The 20,795-nt window shown below is 68.6% G+C and carries 14 protein-coding genes; 7 read left to right on the top strand and 7 right to left on the bottom strand.

What is annotated here, in order from left to right; all coding sequences use genetic code 11:
* Window positions 1-5: 5 nt before the first annotated feature.
* Window positions 6-2,255, top strand: coding sequence for a transglycosylase domain-containing protein (locus ACLQ28_RS04500; RefSeq protein WP_425684917.1), 2,250 nt, complete (start codon window positions 6-8; stop codon window positions 2,253-2,255).
* A 126-nt stretch (window positions 2,256-2,381) separates the two neighbouring features.
* On the top strand, window positions 2,382-3,887 hold the full coding sequence (locus ACLQ28_RS04495; protein ID WP_425684916.1) for a glycosyltransferase family 87 protein: 1,506 nt from the start codon (window positions 2,382-2,384) through the stop codon (window positions 3,885-3,887).
* A gap of 202 nt (window positions 3,888-4,089) precedes the next feature.
* On the opposite strand, the gene ACLQ28_RS04490 is transcribed toward ACLQ28_RS04495, so the two are convergent.
* Window positions 4,090-6,453, bottom strand: coding sequence for a hypothetical protein (locus ACLQ28_RS04490; RefSeq protein WP_425684915.1), 2,364 nt, complete (start codon window positions 6,451-6,453; stop codon window positions 4,090-4,092).
* Entirely contained in the window at window positions 6,450-7,241 is a 792-nt protein-coding gene (locus ACLQ28_RS04485) for a deoxyribonuclease IV (RefSeq protein ID WP_425684914.1), read from the bottom strand. Before ACLQ28_RS04485 ends, ACLQ28_RS04490 begins: the two co-directional genes overlap by 4 nt.
* 638 nt (window positions 7,242-7,879) lie before the next feature.
* Between ACLQ28_RS04485 and rpsF the strand changes: the two genes are divergently transcribed.
* The 4 genes from rpsF to rplI all read left to right on the top strand — a co-directional run bounded on the left by rpsF (window position 7,880) and on the right by rplI (window position 9,540).
* A complete protein-coding gene (gene rpsF / locus ACLQ28_RS04480) occupies window positions 7,880-8,170 on the top strand; it encodes a 30S ribosomal protein S6 (protein ID WP_007073791.1) in 291 nt (96 codons plus the stop codon).
* A 91-nt stretch (window positions 8,171-8,261) separates the two neighbouring features.
* A complete protein-coding gene (locus tag ACLQ28_RS04475; protein WP_184179965.1) occupies window positions 8,262-8,798 on the top strand; it encodes a single-stranded DNA-binding protein in 537 nt (178 codons plus the stop codon).
* Complete coding sequence (gene rpsR, locus ACLQ28_RS04470) at window positions 8,798-9,079, top strand: 30S ribosomal protein S18 (protein ID WP_051723758.1); 282 nt, start codon at window positions 8,798-8,800, stop codon at window positions 9,077-9,079. Before ACLQ28_RS04475 ends, rpsR begins: the two co-directional genes overlap by 1 nt.
* 14 nt (window positions 9,080-9,093) lie before the next feature.
* Window positions 9,094-9,540, top strand: a complete 447-nt coding sequence (gene rplI, locus ACLQ28_RS04465; protein ID WP_425684913.1) for a 50S ribosomal protein L9 — start codon at window positions 9,094-9,096, stop codon at window positions 9,538-9,540.
* 234 nt (window positions 9,541-9,774) lie between these two features.
* On the opposite strand, the gene ACLQ28_RS04460 is transcribed toward rplI, so the two are convergent.
* On the bottom strand, window positions 9,775-11,325 hold the full coding sequence (locus ACLQ28_RS04460; RefSeq protein ID WP_425684912.1) for a hypothetical protein: 1,551 nt from the start codon (window positions 11,323-11,325) through the stop codon (window positions 9,775-9,777).
* A 398-nt stretch (window positions 11,326-11,723) separates the two neighbouring features.
* Here ACLQ28_RS04460 and dnaB point away from each other — a divergent pair, with 398 nt between their 5' ends.
* Complete coding sequence (gene dnaB / locus ACLQ28_RS04455) at window positions 11,724-14,546, top strand: replicative DNA helicase (RefSeq protein WP_425684911.1); 2,823 nt, start codon at window positions 11,724-11,726, stop codon at window positions 14,544-14,546.
* Between the two features lie 345 nt (window positions 14,547-14,891).
* On the opposite strand, the gene ACLQ28_RS04450 is transcribed toward dnaB, so the two are convergent.
* From ACLQ28_RS04450 to ACLQ28_RS04435, 4 genes are all read right to left on the bottom strand, one after another.
* On the bottom strand, window positions 14,892-15,263 hold the full coding sequence (locus ACLQ28_RS04450) for a zf-TFIIB domain-containing protein (protein ID WP_425684910.1): 372 nt from the start codon (window positions 15,261-15,263) through the stop codon (window positions 14,892-14,894).
* Between the two features lie 22 nt (window positions 15,264-15,285).
* Window positions 15,286-15,918 carry a phosphoribosyltransferase gene (locus ACLQ28_RS04445; RefSeq protein WP_425684909.1) on the bottom strand — a complete coding sequence of 211 codons (633 nt, stop codon included), beginning with the start codon at window positions 15,916-15,918 and terminating at the stop codon, window positions 15,286-15,288.
* Window positions 15,919-15,959: 41 nt separating this feature from the next.
* Window positions 15,960-17,294 (bottom strand): glycosyltransferase 87 family protein, encoded by a 1,335-nt coding sequence (locus ACLQ28_RS04440; protein WP_425684908.1) that lies wholly within the window; start codon window positions 17,292-17,294, stop codon window positions 15,960-15,962.
* Between the two features lie 67 nt (window positions 17,295-17,361).
* Complete coding sequence (locus tag ACLQ28_RS04435) at window positions 17,362-19,884, bottom strand: putative bifunctional diguanylate cyclase/phosphodiesterase (protein ID WP_425684907.1); 2,523 nt, start codon at window positions 19,882-19,884, stop codon at window positions 17,362-17,364.
* Between the last annotated feature and the right edge of the window lie 911 nt (window positions 19,885-20,795).

The raw sequence follows: 20,795 nt of genomic DNA, 5'->3' as shown, positions 1-20,795 counted from the left end.
AGCGGATGAACCTGCTGATCGCCGCGTTCGCGACCTTCATCATGCTCGCCGGCATCGGCGTGGTCGGGTTCACCTACTACTCGACAAAAGTGGTGTTGCCCGACGAGATCATTCCGCCGCAGGCGACCACGCTGTACGCCTTCGACAACAAGACGATCATCGCCAAGGTAGGCGATCAGAACCGAACGCTGGTCACCATCGACCAGATCCCGGAGTACGTGCAGCACGCGGTGGCCGCAGCCGAGGACCGGAACTTCTACCGACACTCCGGCGTGGACTACAAGGGCATCGCTCGGGCTGGTTGGAACAACCTCTCCGGCGGTGACAAGCAGGGTGCCTCCACCATCACCCAGCAGTACGCGCGCAACGCCTACGACAACCTGAAGGACGACACGTACGCGCGGAAGGTGAAGGAGGCGATCCTCGCCTCCAAGCTCAACGACGAGTACTCGAAGCCGCAGATCATGCAGCACTACCTCAACGTGATCTACTTCGGCCGAGGCGCCTACGGCATCGAGGCAGCGGCGCAGACCTACTTCGGCAAGTCGGTGAGCAAGCTCCAGCCGGATGAGGGCGCCGTGCTCGCGGCCCTGATCAAGCAACCGGAGCCCAGCTCCACCCACCAGGGGTACGACCCGGCGATCAACCCGACCGACGCCCAGGATCGCTGGAACTACGTGATCGACGGCATGGTCAAGGAAGGCTGGCTGGGTGTGCCCGGCAAGCCGGAGCGGCCGGCCGCCTACCCGAAGACCATCAAGGCCCCGAAGAAGGGCGGCATCGGCGTCGACTTCGGCGTCGACACGCCGTACGGCAATGTCATCAACTACGTCCGGGAAGAGATGCGGGACAAGGGCATCTGCGTCGAGAAGGACGCGCAGGTGACGGACGCCAAGCCGCTGTGCTCCCAGGCGCTGATGGCTGGCGGTTACCGAATCCGCACCACCGTCGACACCAAGATGCAGGCGGCGGCGGTCGCGACGGCCCAGCGCAAGTCCAAGGGCTCCGAGTTGGCCGGTCAGCCGAGCAACATGATGGCCGCGGTGGTCTCGATCGACCCCACCAACGGTCGGGTGGTCGCCTACTACGGCGGTGACAACGGCACCGGCACCGATTACGCCGGCAAGAACACCGACTCCACCGGGGCGATCAGCGGTGGTCACTCGCCCGGCTCCAGCTTCAAGATCTACACACTGGCGGCCGCGCTCAAGGCGAATAAGGCGCTCGAGTCTCGGTGGAAGGGTAAGGCGTTCACTCCGAAGGACACCGAGTTCAAGGTCAGCAACGCCGGTGACGACAACCCCGACTGCGGCAACTCCTGCACACTCAGGGTGTCCACGCTCAAGTCCCTGAACGTGCCGTTCTACTACGTCACCGAGGAGATCGGCGCGGACAAGGTCGTCGACATGGCCAAGCAGGCGGGCGTCACCACCATGTGGCGTACCGACACCATCCCGGCGAAGTCCTACGACCTGACCAAGACCGACCCGAAGGACATCACGCCGGAGCCGTTCTTCAACGTGGTCGGCTACGGCCAGTACCCGATCACGGTGCTGGACCACGCCAACGGCGTCGCCACCTTCGCGAACGGGGGCGTCTACAACAAGGCGCACTTCCTCTACTCGGTGGAGAAGCAGAACCCGAACACCGGTAAGTGGGACAAGGTCTACAGCGAGAAGCTCGACTCGAAGCGGAGAATCGACAAGAGTGTGGTGGACGATGTCACGTCGGTGCTGAAGGACTATCCGGCCTCCGTCCACCACACGCTCGACGACGGTCGCAAGGCGGCCTCCAAGACCGGCACCTGGGAACTCAAGGGCGGCAGCGAGGACAACGGCGACGCCTGGATGATCGGTTACACGCCACAGTTGGCCACCGCGGTGTGGGTGGGCAACGTGAAGGACCGCAAGCCACTCATCCTCAAGGACGGCCGCAGGATCAGCGGTGGCAACCTCCCCGGTGACATCTGGGAACGCTTCATGAACGAGGCGCTGAAGGGCAAACCGAAGGTCGACTTCCCGCCAGCGGCGAACATCGGCGACAAGGACTCCGGTAACGGTGACGTCCCGCCCCCGCCGTCGCCGGTGACGATCTTCCCGAACCAGCAGAACCAGCCGAACCAGCAGAACCAGCAGAACCAGCCCGGTTGTAACCCGCTGACCGACCCGCTGTGCCCGCGTGTTGGCGATAACCCCGGCCGTAACCAGAATGGCAACAACCCGGACAATCCCGGCGGACCCGGGACAGGTGGCTGACCCGCACCACAGCATGACGCCGCCGCCGGCCGGACGACAGGTTCCGGCCGGCGGCGGCGTTTTCCTACCCGGATCTCGGCGCTGGGACGGGACGGACACCCCTGTCGTACGGCAGGATGCCTCTTCATGAGCACCCAGTCGACGCCCGGCATCGACGACGCCGGAACCACCGACCACCCGTCCCGCTCCGATGGGTTCGTCCGCGGCATTTCCGGCGCGATCGGCGGCCCGCTGGGCGACCACGCGACCGCGCTGGACCGGCCCGCCGGCCAGGAGCGGCGCTTTTGGACTGCCGTCCGAATCGTGCTGGCCCTGGCCTGCCTCACGCTGGCGCTGCACTGGGTGCAGAAGTCGCCCTGCCAGGACGGCGCCTGGCAGAACAACGTCCAGTACACCCGGTTCTGCTACACCGACGTCCTGGCCCTCTACTACGCCGAAGGGCTCAACGAGGGCAAGGTGCCCTACCGCGACCACCCGGTCGAGTACCCGGTGCTGACCGGCTACTTCATGGGCGCGCTGGGCCTGCCGGTGCACGCCGTCGGTGACGGCGACCCGAGCATCAACCAGGGTCAGTGGTTCTACAACCTCAACGCGCTGGTGCTGGGCGCACTCGCGGTGGCCACTGTGGCGGTGATCCTGGCGCTGCGTCGCCGACGACCCTGGGACGCCGCGTTGTTCGCGCTCGCCCCGGCGTTGGTGCTCACCGCCACCGTCAACTGGGACCTGCTCGCCATCGGGCTGGGTGCCTTCGGCCTGCTGGCCTGGGCCCGAAAACGACCGGCGACAGCCGGCGTGCTGCTCGGGCTGGCCGGTGCGGCGAAGCTGTGGCCGTTGTTCCTGCTCGGGCCGATCCTCGTACTGGCGCTGCGCGCCGATCGGCTTCGTGCCGCGCTCGTCGCCACGGGTACGGCGATCGCTGCGGTGGTGCTGGTGAACCTGCCTGCCGCACGGGCATACCCGGACAACTGGGACCGGTTCTTCGAGCTGAACACCACCCGGCCAATCGACTGGGGCACGCTCTGGTACATCGGGCGTTACCTGGACGGCAAGGTGGGCAACGACCCCACCCGGCTCGGCCCGTTCGAGTGGCTGAACGCCAACATTCCGACCCTCAACACCCTCTCGTACGCGCTGTTCGGGTTGGCTTGTCTCGGTGTGGCCGTGCTGGCGTTGCGGGCGCCGCGCCGACCGCGACTGGGTCAGCTCGCCTTCCTGGTGGTCGCGGCGTTCCTCATCTTCAGCAAGGTCTGGTCGCAGCAGTTCGTGCTGTGGCTGCTGCCGCTGGTGGTGCTCGCCCGACCGAAGTGGGGTGCGTTCCTGGCCTGGCAGATCGCCGAGGTCTGCTACTTCGTCGCCTTCTACGGTGAGCTGCTCGGCGCGGCGACGAGCCGCCCGGTCTTCCCGGAGGGGGTGTTCGTGCTGGCCTCGACGCTGCGGCTGACCACGGTGGTGGTGCTCTGCGTGTTTGTCGTCAAGGAGATCCTGCACCCCGAGCGGGACGCGGTGCGGGCCACCTATTCGGACGACCCGGACGGCGGCGTGCTCGACGGCGCCCCCGACGCCCCCTGGCTGGACCGCTGGCGCCGCAAAGCACCGACCGTCGAACCCTCACCCGAACCCGCCACCACCTGATCCGTAAGGATTCGCGCGGCTTGCTGTCGTCAGGGTTTGCGGGGGAGCCCGCCCGGCGCAGGGTTCAGGCCTTGATCCGTAAGGATTCGCGCGGCTTGCTGTCGTCAGGGTTTGCGGGGGAGCCCGCCCGGCGCAGGGATCAAGCCTGACCGCCCGGAGCCGGGTGGGCTCCCCCGCAAACCCGCCCTAAACAGCAACCACGTCACAACCGGTAAACCACGGCGGAGCCGACTTCCTGACGGGTGATGCCGAGCGAATCGACCGGCTGGTCGATGCTGATCTCCCAAGGGGTGCCCGCCACCTGCCCGCGCAGCAACACCACCGTGCGCACGCCGAGCGTGCGCAGGTAGTCGACGCTGGTCTGGTTGGGGAACGACTGGCTCACCCGACGGACGTCGTCGAGTTGGCGCGGAGTGAAGCCGCTGCCGCCATTGACCACATCGGGGAACCCGCTGGTCGACCAGAGCATCACGTGCTGGTCCAGGCTCTGTTCGCTGGGCAGCACCAGCAGGGGCCCCTCCGCCGTACGCATCGCGGCCGGTTGGGTCGGCACCACCGGGTGCGGTGTGGTGTTCAGGCCCTCGACGGTGACCAGCAGCAGCGGCAGCAGGGTGGCCGTCCGCAGCCACGGCCCCGGCCACGACGGGATCCGCTGCGCGGTCAACTCGCGGACCCGGTCGGTGAGCGCGGTGACCGCGCCCGCCGCGAGCAGGCCGAGCAACAACGTGGTCCAGAGCATCAACCGACCGGGGGTACGCAGCGCATTCCAGCCCGGCACATGATCGAAGAGCGGCACGTAGGTGAAGGTGCCGTCGAAGAAGCGCGTGCCCATCGCGAAGGCCATCGTCACGAGCACCCCGGCGAGCAGCAGCAGTCGGTGCCGCAGCCGCCAGACCGAGAAGAACAGCCCACCCAGGGCGAGCGCGTAGAGCACGAAGCCGGGTAGCAGGGTCATCTCCGGGTGCCACGGCAGCGCCGCGCGGGCACCTTCGTGCAGTCCACCCCAGATCCGCGACTCGGGGGGTGCCGTCACGAAACCCGACGCCGGTGGCGAGAACGCGCTGATGTCACCGATGGTGCGCTCGGCGTACGGGTGCAGCTCGGTCACCTTGAAGAACGGGAATGCCATCAGCAGACCCACACCGGCGAACAACAACCCGCCGAGCAGGTCGGCGACGAGCAACCGGCGACCGAAAGGCACGGCCTGGCCGGTGCGCAGCCGCCGCGCGTAGAAGAGGACGACGGCGACCACGACCGCACCACCCAGGAGGTACGCGAACGGCAGCCCGATGCCGAAGCCGAGACTGAGCTGCCAGGCCGCCACCAGCCAACCGGCGTAGATCCAACCGTCGTGCCGGCGCTCGGGTCGGTAACCGTGCCGCAGTGACCAACCGTGTCCGCGTGCCAACATCGCCAGCGCCAGCGGAATCCCGCCGTTGGAGAGCACGTGCAGGTGCCCGGCCTGGGCCAGCAACCACGGCGCGTAGGTGTAGCTGACCCCAGCGACGGCAGCGCCGATTCGGCCCGCACCAAGCTGTCGCGCCAGCGCGTACGCGCCGAGCGTGGCGAGCGCGTGCGCCAGCACGAACATGATGTTGTAGCGCAGCACCGCGTCCTCGGGGCCGCTGCCGAGCATCCCAGCCGGGGCGTACCCGAGCAGTGTGTCGGAGAACGCGAAGCTCCACAGCTCGGGGAAGAACGTGTTGGACTGCCACAGGTGCGCCGGGTCGGTCAGCAGGATGTGCCCGGACCAGGCCATCTGCCAGGCCTGCAGGCTCGGGTCCCAGTAGTCCTGCGGGAGTGTGTAGCGCGGGTAGCGCAGCGTCGGCCAGGTCATCAGCACGGCCAGCGCCAGCGCACCGAGGCTGGCCAGGGTCCACTCGTGGACCAGGAACCGGCCGACGGCCCGGCCTGCCCGGCTGAAGATGGACGGCTTCGGCTCCGGAGCGGAAGCGAACGCTTCCCAACGATCCGGGCCGGCCGGCTTCGCCTCGCCGTCGGCCTTCACCCGAGCGTCGTCGTCAGCCTTCTCATTCTTGGCCGCGTCACCGTCCTTGGCGGTGTCGTCCTTCGTGCCGGCCTTGGCGGTGGCGTCCTTCGTGTTGTCCTTGGCCGCGTCGCCGTCTTTGGCCGTGTCGCCGTCTTTGGCCGTGTCGCCGTCTTTGGCCGTGTCGCCGTCTTTGGCCGCGTCGTCCTTGGCTGCGCCACCCTTGGCCCACCACCGCCGTGCTCGCCCACGACCTCGGTCACGCCGGCCGATAGCTGTGTCGCCGTCCTTGACCACATCGTTCTTCGCGGGGTCGCGCTCGTTGTCGCCAGTTGTGGCGTTGGTGCCCTTGGGGCTGCCGTTCGTGGCGGCTCCGGTCGTCGTACCGTCGGCCGATCGCAGGCGGTGCGCTGCGCTCTCCGCGGTCGGCGCGGCGGGTGCCTTGTCGGAGGCGGTGTCGGAGGTGCGAGCCGGCGGGGCGGGGGTGCCCGCTGCGGCTGCGGTGGCGGGCCGGATCTCGGCGCCCGCGCCGGTTGGAGCGGGCCGGGCCTTACCGGTCCCGGACTGTCCGGTCGTCATGCTGGCCGGCTCTCCGTCCCGAGCTGCTGACGGAGAAAGTCGATGTCGTCGGCCTGTCCGGCCACACCTCCGGGTGTCTCGACGACCACCGGTGCCCCGGCCGCCCGAATCACCGCCACCACCAGCTCCGGGTCGATCGTCCCGCCGCCCAGGTTGTCGTGCCGGTCCTGGCCGGAGTTGAACGCGCCCTTGGAGTTGTTGGCGTGCACCAGGTCGATCCGTCCGGTGATCGCCTTGACCCGGTCGACGAGGCCGAGCAGTTCCTCGCCACCCGCGAACGCATGGCAGGTGTCCAGGCAGAAGCCGACCTCGTAGTCGCCAACGGCGTCCCAGAGTCGGGCGAGCGCGTCCAGTCGACGGGCGCACGCGTTGTCGCCACCGGCAGTGTTCTCGATCAGGACCGGCACGCCGAAGCCGCCGGAGTCGGCTGCGTACGCGAAGGTCTTGCGCCAGTTGTCGAAGCCGACGGCCAGGTCGTCCCCGGCGTTGACGTGCCCACCGTGAACGATGACGCCCTTCGCGCCGATGGCTGCGGCCGCGTTGGCGTGCCCCAGCAGCAGCTTTCGGCTGGGGATCCGGATGCGGTTGTTGAGGGTCGCCACGTTGATGACGTACGGCGCGTGCACGTAGAGGTCGACCTCGGACGCGCGCAGCCGCTCGGCGTCTTCCCGAGGCTTGGGCGCCTTCCACCCTTGTGGGTCGGAGAGGAAGAACTGCACGGTGTCGGCGGACCGGGCGGCCGCCTCCGCCAGCGGGTCGGTCGAATCGACGTGGGCTCCGATACGCATGCGAGCGAGCCTACGTCGCGACCTTGACCGGCGGAGCGACGGCCGGGGCGATGTCGCGTGCGATTCGTTACCGGACGAACCGACGATCGTTGATGGGTTTGGACCGGCGACCAGCTCCCGGTAAAGCCGGCGGCGCGAGCGCCGCGTACGGCGACCGGTGGTCGACGGCCGACAGCGAGGTCACCCCCGCCACGCGGCCCGGCGCGGCGGGGGCGACCCCCTCGCACACCGGATCCCGACCGATGAAGAATCTCGGAAATTTGTGCTTTTTCCCCCAACAAGGTACGAGTGCCGTTGTATCGTCAGATAACAACACGATAAAGCTCCGCGGGGCGTCTTCGGTCCAACCTCATCGGTGTGGTCGTTCCTCCCCAGGTCCCACCCAAGGAATGCGGACGGGACGCCCCGCGGCCTCGTAGACGGGGGTCCACCATCGGCCGGTTCACGGTCGGACGGTGGACCCCCGTCAGCGCGTTCCTGTGCTGACCCGACCAGCCCCGGGCATGATCGTTCGGACCGGGTATCCTGGTCAGGTTGTCCGCGTCCGGCCGGGTTCCCCCGGCACGTGCGGGCAGCGACGCACGACCTCCTGCCACGGAAGGACCGTGGCCGCATAGCCCACAGGAGGTGAGCACGTCTTGCGTCATTACGAGATCATGGTGATCCTTGATCCCAGCCTCGAGGAACGCACTGTCGCCCCGTCGCTCGACACGTACCTGAACGTGATTCGGACTGCGGGTGGCTCGGTTGAGAAGACCGATGTGTGGGGCCGCCGGCGCCTCGCGTACGAGATCAACAAGAAGGCCGAGGGCATCTACGCCGTCGTCGACCTTCAGGCTACGCCTGCTGCCGTGGCCGAGCTGGACCGTCAGCTCCGGCTGAACGAGTCCGTGCTGCGCACCAAGGTCATCCGGCCGGAGATGCGCTAAGCATTTCAGTCCGGCAATCAACCCGGTTCGCCCGGATCAGCCTCCGCGACTCTGTCGTACGGCTCTGCGAGCCTGTACGACGAGACGCTGAGTGCGCGAGGAGATGGTCATGGCAGGAGACACCACCATCACGGTCATCGGCAATCTGACCGATGACCCCGAGTTGCGGTTCACCCCCTCCGGGGCTGCGGTCGCCAAGTTCCGTGTCGCTTCGACGCCCCGTTTCATGGACAAGGCGTCGAACGAATGGAAGGACGGCGAGCCGCTGTTCCTCGCATGCACCGTGTGGCGGCAGGCCGCCGAGCACGTCGCCGAGTCGCTGCAGCGTGGCGCTCGGGTGATCGTGTCGGGCCGGCTGCGTCAGCGGTCTTACGAGACCCGCGAGGGTGAGAAGCGCACAGTCATCGAGCTTGAGGTCGACGAGATCGGCCCGTCGCTGCGCTACGCCACGGCGAAGGTGCAGAAGATGTCCCGCTCCGGCGGCGCTGGCGGCGGCTTCGGTGGCGGCGGTGGCGGTGGCAGCCAGGGTGGCGGCGGAGGCAACTTCGACGACCCCTGGGCTTCGGCCGCTCCCTCTCCCGCGCGTGCCGGTTCGGGCGCCAATTTTGACGAGGAGCCACCTTTCTAATGGCGCCGAGCGCCCGCGATCGCAAACCAGGTGCACGTGCAACGGCCAAGGCTGCGGCACTGCGCAAGCCCAAGAAGAAGGTGAACCCGCTCGACAAGGACGGGATCGCCTACATCGACTACAAGGACACCGCGCTGCTGCGCAAGTTCATCTCCGATCGCGGCAAGATCCGCGCTCGGCGGGTGACCGGCGTTACTTCGCAGCAGCAGCGGCAGATCGCCCGTGCGGTCAAGAACGCCCGTGAGATGGCGCTCCTGCCGTACACGGCCACCACCCGCTGAGAGGAGGCACCGATATGAAGATCATCCTGACTCAGGAAGTGTCCGGCCTCGGTGCCCCGGGCGACATCGTCGAGGTCAAGAACGGCTACGGCCGTAACTACCTGCTGCCGCAGGGCTTCGCGATCGCCTGGACCAAGGGCGCGGAAAAGCAGGTCACGGTCATCAAGCGGGCCCGTGGGGCCCGTGAGATCCGCGACCTCGACCACGCCAACGAGGTCAAGGCTCAGCTCGAGGGTCTCAAGGTCAACCTGAAGGTCCGCGCCGGCGACGGCGGACGGCTCTTCGGCTCGGTCACTCCGGCCGAGATCGTCGACGCCGTCAAGGCGGCCACCGGCCCGGTCCTCGACCGGCGGCGGCTGGAGGTGCCCGGTCACATCAAGTCGATCGGCACCTACCCGGTGAAGATCAAGCTGCACCCTGAGGTGACCGCGTCGTTCAACCTGAACGTCGTTCAGGGCTGACGTCCGCAACACCACCACGAGGGCCCGCACCGAGCGATCGGTGCGGGCCTTCGTGCGTACACCGTCTGGGCAAGGTCAAAGAGCCTGGGCTGGCCCTGGGTTGATCCACTCCAGTTCGGCGATGTGGGGGTGTCGCGTCGGGTGCGATACCGCAATGTCGCCGACCCGGTGTCGATCAACAGCGCGCAGGATCGCCGCCGGCCACCGCGCCGGAGGCCCAGGACCACGCGCCGGTCAGCCGATCGGCTGGCCGGTCACCGCGCTGATCAGCACCGTGGAGAGCCCGCCGCCCACCACCGCAGCGGCGAGCGCGATGGTGGCCGAGCGCCACGTCGTGCCCACCCGACGCAGCAGCGCCGCCACCACCAGACTGCTCACCAGCGCCAACCCGAAGCGCGGCGAGCCGGCGAGTAACGACTCCAGCGCGCGTGCCCGGGGCGAGTCGCACCCACCCCCGCTGATGTCGGTCACACAACCAGCCGGCGCCTGACTGTCCAACGTCAACAGCCAGACGAAGATCAGCACCGCCGGCGTCAGATAACACGCGGCCGTGTACAGCAACGGCCGGAACGGCCCACCCGGATCCGGGTCGAGCAGATCATCCTCCAGGCGCCGCGCCCAGGCCCCCGAGGCCGCCGACTCGACCCGCCGACGCACCGACGCCGCCCCAACCGTCGGCTGGTCAACCCGACGCAGTGACGCACCCCCACGCGGCACAGGCGCACTTCGCGGTCGCGGAGCCGTGTAGCCCACCACCGGTGAGCGGGGCGCCGACGTCGGCGGATCCGTCCATCTCGGGTCATCGTCGGCGAGCCGAGTGCCGGACCAGAACCCGTCGTCCCGGGTCGGCCAACCCTCCGCCGCAACAGATCGGTCGGAGCGCGGCGGAATCGTCCGGTCCCACTGGTCGTCCTCGACCGCGGACCGCTCCCACTGGCCGGTGCGGTCGGACCGCTCCCAGCCACCGACACCTTCCAACGCCGACCACTGCCCGCTCAGATCCGTGCCGTCCGCACCGGGACCGGGCGGCCACGCGTGCACCCCCGAAGCGTCCCACGGATCCACTGCGGGCGGGTACGACGGCTCAGGCTCAGCCACCCGATCGGACCCGCGTACCCACGGGTCCGCCGCCGGGCGGGACCAGGACTCCTCCGCCGCACGGCGGCTGCGCCGGGTGGGACGGCTCACGTCCTGCCCAGGTGCCGGATCGCTCGGAGTGGGCTCCAGATCCCCGCCCGACCAGATCACCTGCGGACGGCCAGCGGGCGCACGGCGGGGACGGCGGTCCGGGGCAGCGCCGGAGACCGGCTCGTCCTCCCCGGCGTTAGCGCGTCGGCGGCCGGCGTACCCCTGCTCCTGCGGGCGGTCGAGCGTCCACTCCCGGGTGTGGTCCGATTCGGGGGCCGCGCCGATCGCCGCTTGCTCCCGCCAACTCGTCTCACTGCCTCGACGCCGGCCGCCCGGCGACTCGATGGACCGCCGGCCGGCAGCGGAACTGGGCCGCTCGGGCTCGCGTTCGGGGTCGTCCCCGTCCTCGTCCGGTGCCGCGTGGCGACCGCCGCCGTCAGCGTGCCGGACCCCCGACTCCAGCGCCCACCGGGGCAGGTAGGCATCGACGGGCTCGTCCTGGCCGCGGTCCAGCGCACGCCGCCGGCTGGACGTGCGGTAGCGACCGTCCTCGTCGTACGGGTCAACTGGAAGAGACGCTGCGCGCTCACCCCACGAAGCGGTCGGCTGGCGCTCGCGCGGGCTGCCATCCCCGCGTCCCCAGTCCCGGTAACTCACGGCCGGAGTGTGACCCTTCTGAACCGAAAGCGGAATCCGCTGTCCAGGTGTAGCCGTTCGCTGGAGATAGTACGGGACGATCGTGTCACAGGCCCGACCGAAATATTCTCCTCCACAGGCTGGGGAGCATGTTTCCGCAGGTCAGAGGCCTAGAGCCAAGAATTCCCCAACAGTTATCCACAGGCTGTGCACACACTGCGCACATGATGCCCGCCGGCATCCACAGGTTGTCCCGAGGCTCGTCCACCGGCGTTGTTGAGTCTCTGACCTCGGGGTCCGTATGGTTGGCCCTCGACCGCCGGCGCGATGGCCCCCGATCGACCGGCCCGGTCGGACGGAAGTGTCGTACCACCAGCGCTTGAGCTGGGTTCGGATCTGGCGCAGTGGAGGGGGGACCCGTGTCGGTTACCGACGACGGGCGGGCAGAGCCACGCTCCGGTGGCGGCCAGCCCCCCGCGCAACGGGACGGCCATTTCGACAAGACCCCGCCCCAAGACGTGGCCGCCGAGCAGTGCGTCCTCGGCGGCATGCTGCTCTCCAAGGACGCCATCGCCGACGTCGTCGAGATCCTCAAGACCAACGACTTCTACCGGCCGGTGCACGCCACCATCTTCGACATCATCCTCGACATCTACGGCCGGGGAGAACCCGCCGACTCGATCACGGTCGCTGCGGCGCTCGCCGACTCGGGCGACCTGGTACGCATCGGTGGCGCGCCTTACCTGCACACCCTCATCGCCAGCGTGCCCACCGCGGCGAACGCGGCCTACTACGCGCGAATCGTCAGCGAACGGGCGGTGCTGCGCCGGTTGGTCGAGGCCGGCACCAAGATCGTGCAGTTGGGCTACGGCACCGCCAGCGGCGGCAGCCGCGACGTCGACGATGTCGTGGACCTCGCCCAGCAGGCCGTCTACGACGTCACCGAACGCCGGGTCAGCGAGGATTTCGCGATCCTGGCCGACATGTTGCAGCCCACGCTGGACGAGATCGAGGCGGTGGGGGCGACCGGCGGCATGATGACCGGCGTGCCGACCGGCTTCAGCGACCTGGACCGACTGCTCAACGGCCTGCACGCCGGACAGTTGATCATCGTGGCGGGCAGGCCCGGTTTGGGCAAGGCGCTCGCGCTCGACACCCCACTGCCGACGCCGGACGGCTGGACCACCATGGGTGAGGTCCGCGTAGGTGATTACCTACTAGCGGCGGACGGCAGCCCCACCGTTGTCACCCACGCCTTCGACGTGATGCACGACCGTCCCTGTTACGAAGTGGAGTTCTCCGACGGCACGGTCATCGTGGCGGACGCGGAGCACCTGTGGAAGACGACCAGCCGGGCGAGTCGGCGGCAGGAGCCGGCGCGGAAAAGGCGGCACTGGCCCGAGTCGTCGCTGGCCAACGTGCGCGCGGCACACAAGAGGCTCAGCGCCGTGCACAACCAGCCGATCACACTCTTCGACACGATCGCGCAGGTTGGGCCGGAGTTCCGGCATGTCCTGCACGCCGTCGCCCGTGAGGTTGGGCCGATCGGCCGGATCAGCCGCCCCGTCGTCCGCGGCGGCAAGACGCGGAACTGGACTGCGCCCGGCTATCCGGCCGGTCCCCTTCTGACCGCACTTCTTGAGCGGGCCGAGCGGGAGGTCAACGCTGATAGCCGGGCCGACCACGACGGTGTCGTCACCACTGCTGAGATTGCGGCCACACTGCGTACTGACACCGCCGATCGACGGCTCAACCACGCCGTAAGAAACAGCGCCCCCCTTCACCTTCCGGATCGGGAGCTGGTGGTCCCGCCCTACACGTTGGGAGCGTGGCTTGGTGACGGCCATGCCGGGGCCAGCCGCTTCACCACCGCAGATCCAGAGATGATCACCTACGTCGAGGCAGACGGCTTTGTCGTCCGGCCCAGCGGGCCAATGGTCTACAGCATTCTGCTGCAGTCCAGACCCGTTGTTTCGGGCAACGGCGTCTGCGTGGACTGCGGCGCTTCCACCCGGGCGTTACGCGAGAATCCGGCGACCAGGAAGTGCGCCGGCTGCCACAACCAGAACGGTTCCCTCATCGGGCTGCTGCGTAAGATTGGGGTGGCAGGGAACAAGCACATCCCGACCGTCTATCTGCGCGCCTCCGAGGTTCAGCGCCGGGCGTTGCTGGCTGGACTGATGGACACCGACGGCACCGTCGCCCCCGCCGGCAACCTGCAGTACACGTCCACCTCTCGGCGGCTGGCTGATGACGTGCGCGAGCTTGTCGTCAGCCTCGGCTACCGCTGCACCGTCAACGCGAAGCCGGTACGCGGCCGCACCCCTGAGTCGTCAATCGCGTACACGCTGAACTTCTCCACCCCGGATGTCATCTTCCAGCTCAAGCGGAAGCAGGAAGCGCACGCCGAGCGCCGCCGTACCGCCTCTGCTGTTCGAACGAACTCGCGGTTCATCGTCGATGTTCGTGCGGTGCCGAGCGTGCCGGTCCGGTGCGTCACGGTAGACAACCCCGAGCATCTTTACCTGGCCAGCCGGGCGATGATTCCTACTCACAACAGCACGGCAAGCATGGACTTTGCTCGAAATGCTGCTATTCGCGCCAACCAGGCCGCCGCGATCTTCTCGCTGGAAATGAGCAAGGTCGAGATCGTCATGCGACTGCTCTCCGCCGAGGCGCGGGTGCCGCTGCACGTGCTGCGCAGCGGTCAGCTCTCCGACGACGACTGGACCAAGCTGGCCCGGTGCATGGGTGAAATCAGCGAGGCGCCGCTCTTTGTCGACGACACCCCGAGCATGAACCTGATGGAGATCCGGGCGAAGGCTCGGCGGCTCAAGCAGCGGCACGATCTCAAGATGATCGTCGTCGACTATCTCCAGCTGATGACCTCGCCGAAGCGCACCGAGAGCCGCCAGCAGGAGGTCGCCGACCTGTCCCGTGGCCTGAAGCTGCTGGCCAAGGAGGTCGAGTGCCCGGTCATCGCGGTCAGCCAGCTGAACCGTGGCCCCGAGCAGCGCACCGACAAGCGGCCCCAGTTGTCCGATTTGCGCGAGTCTGGCTCAATTGAGCAAGATGCCGATGTTGTCATCCTTTTGCACCGCGACGACTACTACGACAAGGAGTCGCCGCGCGCGGGCGAGGCGGATTTTATAATTGCCAAGCATCGAAATGGTCCGACCGACACCGTGACCGTCGCGGCCCAACTGCACCTGTCCCGCTTCGTCGACATGGCCATCGGCTGACCGACGCGACACCCGCCAACGACCGCCTCGGTGGGCAGGGTGGCGAGGAAATCGGGTACGCGCAGCACGTGCCCTTGCGTGGTCACGTACCCCTCGGGGTTGGCTGACGCGGCAGCGCGGACCGCGGCCGGTGCGGTCTGGATCCACAGCCGGACGATCCCGATCGGACGGTTGAACGCGGCGGCCGACCGGCGGACCCACCAGGCGTGCCGGCTGGCATCTTCGCCACCGGCGGGGAAGTCGCGCCAGTAGCTGACGTCGTCGGTGTCGGCGGGGCCGTCGACGACGTGCAAAATGTGCCCGGGTCGATGCGTGGATCGACCCGGGCACGGTGTCCAGCTGAACTCAGCCGAACATCTCGTCGAGGAAGCCCTTGCGCTTCTTCTGCCGGTAGTGCCCGTGGTAGCCGTGGTGCTGTTGCTGCTGGTGGCCGTACGCCGGCTGCGGCGGGTAGCCGTGGGCGGGCGGGGGCGGCGGCGGGACGGCACCATAACCAGGCTGGTGCGGGGGTGGGTAGCCGGCCGGCTGCTGAGCGGGTTGCGGCGGCGCGCCGCCGGTCTGTTGGCGGCTCCAGTTGGCCTCCGCCTCGAACAGCTTCTCCAGCTCGCCGCGGTCCAGGAAGATGCCTCGGCACTCCCCACACTGGTCGATGACGACACCGCTGCGCTCGTATTGGCGCATTTCTCCGTGACACTTGGGACAGGTGAGACTACTCATCGCCCGACGGTACCTGGTCGACCTATGCAGTTGCTGTGAGCGCCTCGGTGACCTCATCGTCGGACACCTCGTGGAAGTCCTCGTAGTAGACGCTCACCGCGCCGAAGTCCGGTGGGCGTTGGGCACAGATGACCTGGTCGGCCTCGGCGGCGAGCAGTTCAAAGGCCTCTTGCGCGCCGACTGGGACCGCGACCACGACCCGGTGTGCCCCGAGTTGGCGGACGACCTCCACGGCTGCGCGGGCGGTCGCGCCGGTGGCCAGGCCGTCGTCGACGATCACCGCGGTCCGTCCGGTGAGGTCCAACTGTGCGCGACCGCCCCGGTAGAGCCGTTCCCGGCGTTCCAGCTCGGTCTGCTCTCGCCGGCTGACTTCGGCGATGTCGTCGCTGCTGAGTCGGCTGGCTACCGCGTCGTTGAGCACTTGGACACCGCCCGGCCCGAGTGCGCCGAAGGCGACCTCCCGGGCCCACGGCATGCCGAGTTTGCGGACGACCAGCACGTCCAGGGGCGCGCCGAGCCGTTCGGCGACGACCCGGGCGACCGGCACACCGCCACGGACGAGGCCGAGGATGATGACGTTCGGTTCGCCGATGAGTGCGGTGAGTCGCTCGGAGAGCGCTCGGCCCGCCTCGGCCCGGTCACGGTACGTCGTCATGCCTTCAGGTCTACGCCCTGGCGCGCCGTTCCGCCCGGCAGTTACGCCGAAGTGGTCCGACCGGACAGCTCATCGGGAACCGGGGCGGTCGGCGTGTCGACCGGGCGGTGCAGGGCGGGAGCCCAGGTGAGCAGGGCCAACGGATACAGCAGGTAGCCGAAGCGGGTCGAGGGCATCAGGGCGATGGCGGCGAGGAGCCCGTACCCGCAGATCAGCGCGGTGGCGACAGCGGTGCGAGGCGGGCGGCGGGCGAGCCGGACGGCGATGGCCACGCCGGCAGCGACCAGCAGCGCGGCGGCGATGAACCGGCCGGCGGGCATCGCGTTGGCGATCAGGTAGCCGGGGAACGGGGACTGCGCGGGGCTGGTGACCAGACCGTGACCGAGGGGGAAGCGCAGCACGTTCTCGGTCAGCGCGTCGTGGTCGACAAGCATCGCCGGTAGGAGGGCCGCGACGGGCAGGCCTATCGCGCCAGCGGCGACCCGGGTGCCTGCACGTCGGGTCAGGCCCCAGACGATCAGGACCAGCGCAACCGGCCAGGCGAACAGCTTCAGCGCGCCGGCGAGCCCGACCGCGAGGCCGGCTCGGCCGGGCCGGTCGGCGGCGGCGAGCGCGAGGGCCAGCAGGCAGAGCGCGAGTACGGGTAGGTCGTCGCCGCCGGTGGCGAGGGTGAGGGCGCAGATTGGCAGTACGGTCGCGGCCTGCACGCCGCGCAGCAGCGCGGAGTCTCGTCGGTGACCTGTCGCGGCGGTGGTCGGTTTCTTGCGCAGGACGGCCACGGCCAGGGCGAGCGCCAGTGCGGTGCCCACTGCGAACCAGACGCGGGAGTCGGTCCACCAGGTGTCGACAAGTGCTCTGGGCAGGCCGAACATCGCCATCCCGGGCTGGTACGGGGTGTAGCCGAGCAGTTGCTCCCCAGGGGGTAGGGCGGCTATCGCGTCGGGTCCGAGGTATGGCGTGCCGTGCTCCAGGAGGCGGGTGCCGGCGTGCTCGACGACAAGCACTTCCTCCTGGGCCCGGTCGGTGCGTCCGCTGGCTCGCTCGATGCTCTGCCAGAGCAGGGGCAGCAGTGTGGTGCCGACCCAGGCGAGACCGGTGACCGCCCAGCGGGCTGGCAGGCCGGCCAGCCGTGCGGCCGGGAAGCGCCGGCGCAGCAGAAGTTGGGTGATCACCATCAGTGCGGCGACCAGGTATCCGATGGTGGCGACCGCGCCCCAGGCCCGGTGCGGCAGCAGGGTCGACGTGACCGCGGTGATCGCGGCGAAGATGGCCGAGACGGCGTAGAGGCCGAGGTCGAGGGCGAGTCCGCCAGCGGCGGTGTCGAACGTCCGCCAGTGCCAGCGACGGCGGCGGGCGGTCGGGGCGTCGGCGATCACGCCGGCCAGTCTGGCAGACCGGGCTGGACCTGCACCGGACCGCGTCGCGCCAGGGGTCGGTGCCCGGTCAGGCGGGCAGGTGTGGGAGGCGGGGACGGCCGGGTTGGCGGCGGTTCTGGCTCAACCGGATCACCGCACCGGTGTCGTGCAGTGGCGCGGCGAGGGTGCCGGGTCGGCCGCCCGAGCCGCGCTGCATCGCCGCGAGCAGGGTGCCGGCCGGCACTGGCCGCGCGAACAGGTGCCCCTGGCCGGCGGCGCAGCCCAACTCCCAGAGGGCCCGCCGCTGCGGCTCGCTCTCCACCCCTTCGGCCACCACGGTCAAGTTGAGGCTGCGGCCCAGATCGAGGGTGGAGCGGATGACGGCGGCGGCCTCCGCCGAACTCTCCATCGTCGTCACGAAGCTCCGGTCGATCTTCAGCTCGTGCACCGGGATCCGGGAGAGCAGGGAGAGCGAGGAGTAGCCGGTGCCGAAGTCGTCCAACGCCAGCCGGACACCCTCGTCGCGCAGCCGGCTGAGCACCCGGTCGACCACGTCGAGTTGGCTGAGTGTGAGCGTCTCGGTCAGCTCCAGCACCAGCCGGTCCGCTGGTAGGTCGTGGGCGCGTAGGCGGGCAAGCACCGAGCCTGGGAACCGCGCGTCGAGCAGGCTGCGCGGGGACACGTTTACCGCGACCGGTATGTCGAAGCCGGCGTCACGCCAATTGGTTGCTGCGATGAGTGCCTGGTCGAGGATCGCTTCGGCAAAGGCTGGCAGCAGGCCTGACCGCTCCACCGCCTCCAGGAAACGTAGGGGGTCGATCATGCCGTGGGTGGGGTGGCGCCAGCGGGCCAGTGCCTCAGCGCTTGTCACCTCGCCCGTGACCAGGTCGACGATGGGTTGGAAGTTGACGACGAACTCGTGGTCGGCGACCGCACGGGGCAGATCACCACCGAGGGTGAGGCGGCCGAGGTCGGCGGTGTCCCGGGTAGTGGCGTAGGTGGAGATCCTCTGCCCGGCACGCTTCGCCTGGTACATGGCCACGTCGGCGCGGCGCAACAACTCGGCCATGCCGCCGCTCGACGGGGCGGCGGAGATGCCGCCGCTGGCCTCGACGCTGATCCGCATGCCGTCCAGCTCGAACGGCTCGTGGAGGGCGGCGAGCAGCATCTCGGCTCGGTGCGCGGCGACCGCCGGGGCCGGCAGCCCGCGCAGGAGTACGGCGAACTCGTCGCCGCCGAGGCGGGCCACCAGGTCGCTCGCTTGGGCCGCACCGCGCAACCGATCGGCGACCTGCACCAGCACCTGGTCGCCGGCGGCGTGCCCCAGCGTGTCGTTGACCTCCTTGAAGTGGTTGAGGTCGATCAGCACCAGTGCGGTAACTCCGTCGGCGTGGCGGGCGCTCAGCTGCTCGGTGCCCTCGTCAAGGAGGTGTCGGCGGTTGGCCAGGCCGGTCAGCGCGTCGTGCGCGGCGGCGTAGGCGTGTTCGTTGGCCACCCGGGCCAGTTCGGCGTACGCCTGGGCGTTGCGCACGGCGGTGCAGAGCGCGGAGGCGAAGGTGCGCAGGGTGTACTGCTCCCGCTCGGAGAGTTGCACGGGGCCGCGGAAGCGCAGTCGCAGTATGCCGACATCGACGGTGCGGTCGTGGCCTTCGAGCGGGGTGGGGACGATGGTGCCGTGCACGTCGGTGGGCTTGCCGGTGGGGCCGTCGAAGGTGATGCCGCCGGTGCCGCCGCGAACGGCGCGGTCGCCGTCGCGCAGCTCGATCTCGACCTCGTCGGCGGAGAACAGCTCGGCGGCCTGGGTGACGGCGGTGGTGAGGACGGTGTCGAGGTCGACCACGTTGAGCGCGTCGGTGGTGCGGGCGAGGCGCTGCCACGCCTGCTGCTCGGTGCGACCCCGTATGCGTGCGGAGTAGGCCAGGTGCAGGCTCAGGACCAGGGGTGGGACGGCGAGCAGTAGCCGGGGGTCTATCCGGATGATCACCAGTGTGCAGGCCGCAACGGCGAACCGCACGGCGAAGCCAGCGAGTCGAAGGTCGAGATTGCTGCGGAAGTGCTTCGCGATCCTGGTCTGGGAGGCGAGCGCGATGACTGGGATGGCGAGCAGGTCGTCCAGGAGCGCCGCGACAAGGTAGGCGAACGCCAACGGCCCCAGCAGCATCAGGGGTGCCGTCCCCGTGGGCGGCCAGGTCCAGGGCGTCATCGCGAGTGCCGTGCCGGCGCCCCAGGCCACGATGACGTTCTTGCCGATACCGAAGGCCAGCTTGATCGGTGTGAGGCGAAGCGAGGCGAGTGCGATCCCGACTGCGGTACAGAGCACGACCACCGAGGTCGGAGCAATGGCCGCACCGACGATGATCGCTGTCTCGTTCCAGCTGATCGACTGGGTCGTCGACCGGATTCGTACGCGGGCCTTGACCAGCGTGCCCAACGCGATCATGAGCGTGAGCATGACGAGGACCGCAGCGTCGTTCACCGTCTCCGGCTTCGCCGAACGCAATGCGGCCGGAAACGATGTGGCGACGATGATCGCGGCAACAACGACGACGAGACCGACGAGCAGCAGCAGCCGCCGATCGGTCTCAATCTCTCGTCGCTGAGGAAGGGTCATGCCGCTCCCGGAAGGCTGCCTGCGCGTTCTCGCAGCCTACTGCCCAGGCCCTCAGAAGTCCTGTGTCGAGCTTGTCAGTTCCAGTCGGTGCCACGCATCGCGTTGCCCCCTTCTCCCGCTGCGCCAATTGGAGTACCTGTCCCTTGATGGGGAGGTCTTCCACTGAAAGGCAGCTTAAGAGAAGGAAGGGCAGGCTAGGAGAAATAAATGTCGGTATGCGCAACATTAGCCAAGTTGAAGCCCGTTTATCACTTTCTGTCCATCGCTACTGAACGGAGTGCGGTCGAGCTTGCCGGCGCTGGATTCAAGTGGCACCTTGCAACTGCGGACGGTATCTGACGAGGTTATGGACGCGTTATTCCTCGAGTCTGAGGCTTCTTCAGGAGCTGCCTCATCCGGAGTTTGGTCAGGCGTAAGGGCGGCATGGGCAGAGTTGGCGCCGCTTCGCCGAGCGTCGTTGGAGACGGCGGGTGGATAATCGCGTTTCGGTAGGCGGCGATGCAACTTGCTGTCGGCACCGTGCGGTCCTGGACTGGTATTCGCGTAGCTCCTCGTGCCTCGCTCCTGGACACCCAGCGCGGTTCGTATCGCTCCGGCTGGCGGGGACGGGCGGAGATTCAGGTTCTGGGCTGCCTTTCGGTGCACCGTCTACCCGCACGCTGCGCCTTGGTATACCCAAGCAGCAGGCAATCTTCGCAATGCTCGCCGTTCAGCCCGGGCGGCTGGTGACAGTGGACGACCTCGTCGATGAGTTATGGGTTGATCGCCCACCGCGATCGGCCGTAGCTAATGTGCGGACCTATGCTGCCAATCTGCACCGGACTTTCGAGGCTTTCCCGGCCGGTCACGGTGCCATCGAACGCCAACGCAACGGCTATCGAGTCGTTGTGGACCCCGAACGGAACGATGTC

It is taken from the genome of Micromonospora sp. DT201, assembly GCF_049841575.1.
In the GTDB taxonomy this organism is placed as follows: domain Bacteria; phylum Actinomycetota; class Actinomycetes; order Mycobacteriales; family Micromonosporaceae; genus Micromonospora.
This window is presented reverse-complemented; position numbering and strand designations above follow the sequence as displayed.